Genomic DNA, 350 nt, shown 5'->3' with positions numbered 1-350 from the left:
CAGTCAGCATGACATTAAATTGGCAAGAAAAACGGTTAAAAAATTCAAACATTGTAAATATGTTATGACCGATTTAGGGTACTACGGATTAGAGCAAGATGGCTTTAAATTATTGATGCCAATAAAGAAAAAGAAGAATTTACCCTTATTTGATGTTGAGAAAAAGTACAATAAAATGATTGGAAAAATACGAGTTGTGATCGAACATATTAATAGTCAATTGAAAACATTTAGAATATTAAGTGAACGCTATCGAAATAGACGGAAAAGATTCGGTTTACGCATTAACTTAATCGCTGCACTGGTAAATCGGATGAACTTGCAATAACGACTTTCGCAAGAGGTCTAAT

General features: G+C 32.0%; 1 protein-coding gene. It reads left to right on the top strand.

Features of this window, described 5'->3' with window-relative positions; all coding sequences use genetic code 11:
• Positions 1-328: transposase family protein (locus CL42_RS16380; protein ID WP_035269827.1), on the top strand; the 328-nt coding region annotated here is incomplete at its 5' end.
• Positions 329-350 lie beyond the last annotated feature (22 nt).

The organism is Acinetobacter sp. Ver3 (assembly GCF_000632455.1).
Classification (GTDB): Bacteria; Pseudomonadota; Gammaproteobacteria; order Pseudomonadales; family Moraxellaceae; genus Acinetobacter.
The sequence above is the reverse complement of the archived record's forward strand: the minus strand, read 5'-3'. Positions and strand labels throughout refer to the sequence as shown.